This window comes from Vibrio sp. S457-15 (assembly GCF_000960545.1).
GTDB lineage: Bacteria > Pseudomonadota > Gammaproteobacteria > Enterobacterales > Vibrionaceae > Vibrio > Vibrio parahaemolyticus.
This window is the reverse complement of the sequence record NZ_JYOQ01000136.1, coordinates 1-4,972: the sequence shown is the minus strand read 5'-3', so window position 1 is coordinate 4,972 and position 4,972 is coordinate 1. Positions and strand designations below refer to the sequence as shown.

5 protein-coding genes are annotated in these 4,972 nt (G+C 39.9%); all 5 read left to right on the top strand.

Annotated features, from left to right (window positions below; genetic code table 11):
• Positions 1-143: 143 nt before the first annotated feature.
• The 5 genes from UF05_RS15350 (at position 144) to UF05_RS15325 (ending at position 4,124) form a co-directional block, all read left to right on the top strand.
• Positions 144-551, top strand: a complete 408-nt coding sequence (locus UF05_RS15350) for a hypothetical protein (protein WP_045546351.1) — start codon at positions 144-146, stop codon at positions 549-551.
• 1,243 nt (positions 552-1,794) lie between these two features.
• The gene (locus UF05_RS15340) at positions 1,795-2,436 is read left to right on the top strand and encodes a hypothetical protein (protein ID WP_045546350.1); all 642 of its coding nucleotides are present in this window, start codon (positions 1,795-1,797) and stop codon (positions 2,434-2,436) included.
• Between the two features lie 151 nt (positions 2,437-2,587).
• A complete protein-coding gene (locus tag UF05_RS15335) occupies positions 2,588-2,896 on the top strand; it encodes a hypothetical protein (RefSeq protein ID WP_045546349.1) in 309 nt (102 codons plus the stop codon).
• A 205-nt stretch (positions 2,897-3,101) separates the two neighbouring features.
• Positions 3,102-3,572 carry a hypothetical protein gene (locus UF05_RS15330; protein ID WP_045546348.1) on the top strand — a complete coding sequence of 157 codons (471 nt, stop codon included), beginning with the start codon at positions 3,102-3,104 and terminating at the stop codon, positions 3,570-3,572.
• Positions 3,573-3,602: 30 nt separating this feature from the next.
• Positions 3,603-4,124, top strand: coding sequence for a hypothetical protein (locus tag UF05_RS15325; RefSeq protein ID WP_045546347.1), 522 nt, complete (start codon positions 3,603-3,605; stop codon positions 4,122-4,124).
• The last annotated feature ends 848 nt before the right edge of the window (positions 4,125-4,972 follow it).

The window sequence follows — 4,972 nt, the reverse complement described above, 5'->3', positions numbered from 1 at the left end:
AATCGCATAACAAACTGTTTAAGAGTGATTCGCAACGCGTGGCATTTTTACTATGCGTTGGTTTAGGTGTTTAAGGTGGTATGCAGGAGCTTCGGTATTGCGTTGCTCACACCTTAACAGGGCGTTAGCTGTTTGAGGAAAAAATGAGAAAATTCGATAAGCCGCTATTCTGGCTGTATATAAAAACAAGAGACTCATTGTTGTCATCTTTTAAGGGCTTTCTGGGAATGCTTTTAGTGTTGATTGGAGCAGCAGTAGTTTTAGGTAATGAATCCCCTGAGAATGTCTGGATTTCGGTGGGAATCATTTTATTAGTATCTAGTCTTCCAGTCTCAATGGGCTTGATGATGGTAAAGTTCAAATTTAAGAGCTTTGCTGGATCAATACCTACAGCAGAACTAGCGTACTTCTTACAGCACGATGAAGGTGCAAACATAGATAAAGCTGTGAGAGGTTTATTTTCATTATACCTATCTTTTATGATTTACCTTTGGTTTACGATGGTAGCTATCGCAGCTCTTGGTATGTTGGGAGCAAAGCTCGTGTTGTAAAACACAGCTAACAAACTGCTCAAGAGGGATTCGCAACGCGTGGCATTTTTACTATGCGTTGAATTTAGTGATTAAGGTGGTTTGCGGCGGCTTAGGTATTGCGTTGCTCACCCCTTAGCAGGGCGTTAGTTGCCAACGAGGAAAAATGTACCTACAGCAGAATGTTTAGGGCTAATTCCCATGTGTTTTTGGCTCGGTTTCATATTTCAATTCTTAACCTTTGAGCTTGTGAAAATGGCGCTTTGGTTTCTTGTATGGTTTGGTTTTTCTGTTTCAGAAACCGATTTATTTGTTGAAAGTCAGCTCTGTAACACTGTCTGTCTAAAAGAGCTTTTGGTGTTGTTAGTCCGTTTTCTACTGCGTTTTGTGTTCCAAGTGGTTTCAGTGACAGGCGCTTTGAAACCACGCCTGATTTAAGTTTTCCAAAACACGTAAAGCTAGTGCTGGCAAAGCGGCAATCAACTTCAAGTCAAAGCTTTAGGTTTGGCAACTAACAAACTGTTCAAGAGGGATTCCCAACGCTTGGGACTTTTGTCTCTAAATTGGGTAATGTGTTTATAGCGTTATTTTTAAGTTAGGTGGTAGCGTTGCTCACCCCTTAACAGGGCGTTATACGCTAGATGAAGAAAGTCTAAAATTTCAGGGCAATATTCCTGATTTTCGGCGCTGAATTCAGGTAGTTCTCATCACAAATTGTAGTTTCGTTTTTCTGATTCTCGGTTCAGTTCTGGTCTGTCATTTGTCGATGGTTTTCTTCTTTGGTGCGGACTGCGCGGGGCAAAACGAGGCGATATTTTTCGCTGCAATTCAGCTCTGTGGTTTTATCTTTTTAAAAGCGGATTTACTCGCTGAGAGGGCGCTTTCTCTGGTGTGGTGAGTTCACGTGGTTTCAGTGAGTTTGTGGAAAGTCCTCATTGTGAAATTGTCTTTCCAAGAGTGCTTTTTGGTGTTGCCAGTCCGTTTTCTGCGGCGCGGTTTGTTCCAAGTGGTTTCAGTGGCAAGTTGCTGCAAGTCTAAGCCTGATTTGAGTGCATCAAAGCACATAAAGATCATGGTTTCAAAGTGGGGCTTGTCTAAAATCTTGGCTTAAACGTTCATGCGTATAACAAAGCGTTTAAGAGGGATTTGGCACGCGTGGCATTTTTAGTATGCGTTGAGTTTGGTGATTACTGTGCTTTGCAGAAGCTTATGTATTGCGTGCCGGCACCCCTTAACGCGGCGTTAAATTTCATGAGGGCAAATTTTGATTAATAGCTATCTTCAGTCTGTTGAAAGCGCAGTAGTAAAGTTATTCGAGGCACGACAAAGTTATCCAAATCTGATTAACGAATTGTTTAAAAGCTCTATTGGACCAGTTTTTGTTTATAACTCTAGTAATACAAGAGAACAGATTGACTATCAAAAGGATATCTGGGAATCATCTCCTTTAGTTAAGGAGCATATCAATCATTCTGAAAAGGCGAGGGAGCAGTTTTCTAATGAAATCTTTGCTATGTCAGTAATTGATGGTTCGTTACTTCAAATTGCTTGTAAAGGGATAGAACTATATTCACAGAATGATCACTCACCCGAGTTCTTTGAACCATTCCCTAGGTACTATAAATATGCCGTAGGAAGCACTATCCGAGGAGTACCTGAAGGGTTAATTATTTATGCGGGCAGAAATCATTATAACCACTTAGAGGATGGCTCTAATTTACGTAAGCCTACATTGAGTATCATAAATGAGCTTGAGTGTAACTCTGCACTACATAAACCGTATATCCATTTTGTTATTATAGATAAATCTGGTGTGCCAGTGAATATCGCTTCAAATTTTGTTGAACTACTCGGTTGGGAATCTCCAGATGATTTTTTTGCGACAATAGTCAACTTGAAAATTTAACAAACTGTTTAAGAGTGATTCGCAACGCGTGGCATTTTTACTATGCGTTGCTTTAGGTGTTTAAGGTGGTGTGCGGTGACTTCGGCATTGCGTTGCTCACACCTTAACAGGGCGTTAGCAGACAAAAGTAAATCAAGGAAGAGGGTACGTCATGTCTGATATAGTAATTAAGTCTTCAACAGCTACAATTCAAGTCGGTGCGACTAAAGCAGATGGGAAATTAGAACTAACGGAGTCGGAGTTAGTTTTTATTCCGTACAACGAAAAGTTGGGTTTTGGTCCATATCAATTAAAGTGCCAAGACATTGCTGCCGTAGCTAAGTGCTTGGGCAAAGGTGGTGGTGTAATTCCAATCACTACGGATGCATTTCGCATAACACTAGCCAACAATACGTGTTACGAGTTTATTGTAGCGAAGCCAGAGCAATGGATAGATGCACTCGGTGAAATTGTCAGCTAACAAACTGTTTAAGAGGGATTCGCAACGCGTGGCATTTTTATCATGCGTTGCGTTTTGTGCTTAAGGTGGTATGCGGCGGCTTCGGTATTGCGTTGCTCACCCCTTAACAGGGCGTTAGTTACTTCAACATGATTCATGTCGAAGTATGTAATTCGGTAAAGTGTTATTATCATAAAGTTAAATCAAAAATATGGTGATAAGCCTTATGAAGAAGTTGTTCTATGCCTTTGCAGTATTCGCCTGCATTCATTCAAACACAGTTTTATCCGAAACTTTGAAACTAAAGTCTAGAGAGCTGTATTTTCAAGATTCTCACGTCATTTGTAGCGAAAAATGGACTAAGAGGGGAGAACTTGATAATCGTATGTATGACTACTGTATAGAGGGGCAGATGGAAGGGTACGAAGATGTGAAACAGTACCATAAATACATAGATCAGGAATTTTATTCCCAGATAGCATATCCTTATTGTTCAAAGAAGTGGACTAAACGTTCGGTAGTTGATACTCGAATGCTAGCTTACTGTTTAGAACAAGAGATTGAAGGTATCAAAGATGTTATGTATTACCGAGAGCGGTATGATGCTGAGCAAGTAAATAATATTGTCGGTAGAGCTCTATCTCGCTATGGTTCGTGGAATATGGCTGCGTACGAAGTCAAAAATGCCATTAAATAAACGCTATAATATTATCGGTGATATAAAGCTATGAGAAAAGTTCTGGCAATTATTTTTATTTTGTTGCTTTCAATCGGTTCCGCAAATTACTTCATGTTACAAAGTAAAGTAACAAATAAAATCAGCATTGATGTTCGCAATAATGGTATTGAGGTTTATGTACACTATGAGTGGTATGTAAATCCAAAAAAATTGGTCTTCGACCTCAGAGAAGTACCACTTGATAAAAGTGCGATGGATGTATCGAGAGTATTACTTCAGTCATCAGAAGCTTTAAAAGACAAAGATTTTGAAAGCATAATCTTAGCTCACAATGGTAGCGAAAAATTCATGCTAAAAGGGGATTTTTTCAGATTAACTGGTAAGGAATACGGAACTCAAAACCCAATTTATACCTTAAGAACGTTACCCCAAAACGTTTATAACCTCGATGGAAGGAAAGCGTTTCCAACTTGGACTGGTGGAATGTTAGGAGTTTTGGGAAAGCAAATGGAAGATCTTTCAGAGTTTAATAAACAGTGGTATCTAAATTCTGTGATCACCAGTAACTAACAAACTGTTTAAGAGTGATTCGCAACGCGTGGCATTTTCACTATGCGTTGTTTTAAGTGGTTAAGGTGGTATGCGGCAACTTCGGTATTGCGTTGCTCACACCTTAACAGGGCGTTAGTTTGCAAGAGGAAAAACGCAGCTATATCGCAAGATCTAGTGGTAAAAGCTCAAAGTTGAAATTGTCGTATCGGCGTTCAATTTCAGTGTTAACTAGCGTGGTGAAAATTCAAAATTGGCATCGTTTCAACGGTTGATTTGTTTTTTGGTGCGGCGACTTTTGGGTTACCTGAGTCGAACTTTTTTGCTGAAAATCTGCTCGTTGAGTTTGTTGGTGCAAAAGCCGATCTACTCGCTGAAATGGCGTTTTCTATGGTGTGGTAAGTTCATGTGGTTTCAGTGGCTTTGTTGAAAGTCCGCATTGTGAGATTGGTTTTCCAAAAGCGCTTTTTGGTGTTGTGAGTTCGTTTTCTGCGGCGTTGTTTGTTCCACGTGGTTTCATTGAGTAGCCGCTTTGAGACTACGCTTGATTTAAATGCATCAAAACACATAAAGTTTATTGTTTGCAAAGTTTAAAATGACTTAAAATCAACGCTTTGGGTTTGCAAACTAACAAACTGCTCAAGAGGGATTCGCAACGCGTGGCATTTTTACTATGCGTTGGTTTTAGTGATTAAGGTGGTATGCAGCGGCTTCGGTATTGCGTTGCTCACCCCTTAGCAGGGCGTTAGTTTGCAAGAGGAAAAACGCAGCTATATCGCAAGATCTAGTGGTAAAAGCTCAAAGTTGAAATTGTCGTATCGACGTTCAATTTCAGTGTTAACTAGCGTGGTAAAAATTCAAAATTGGCA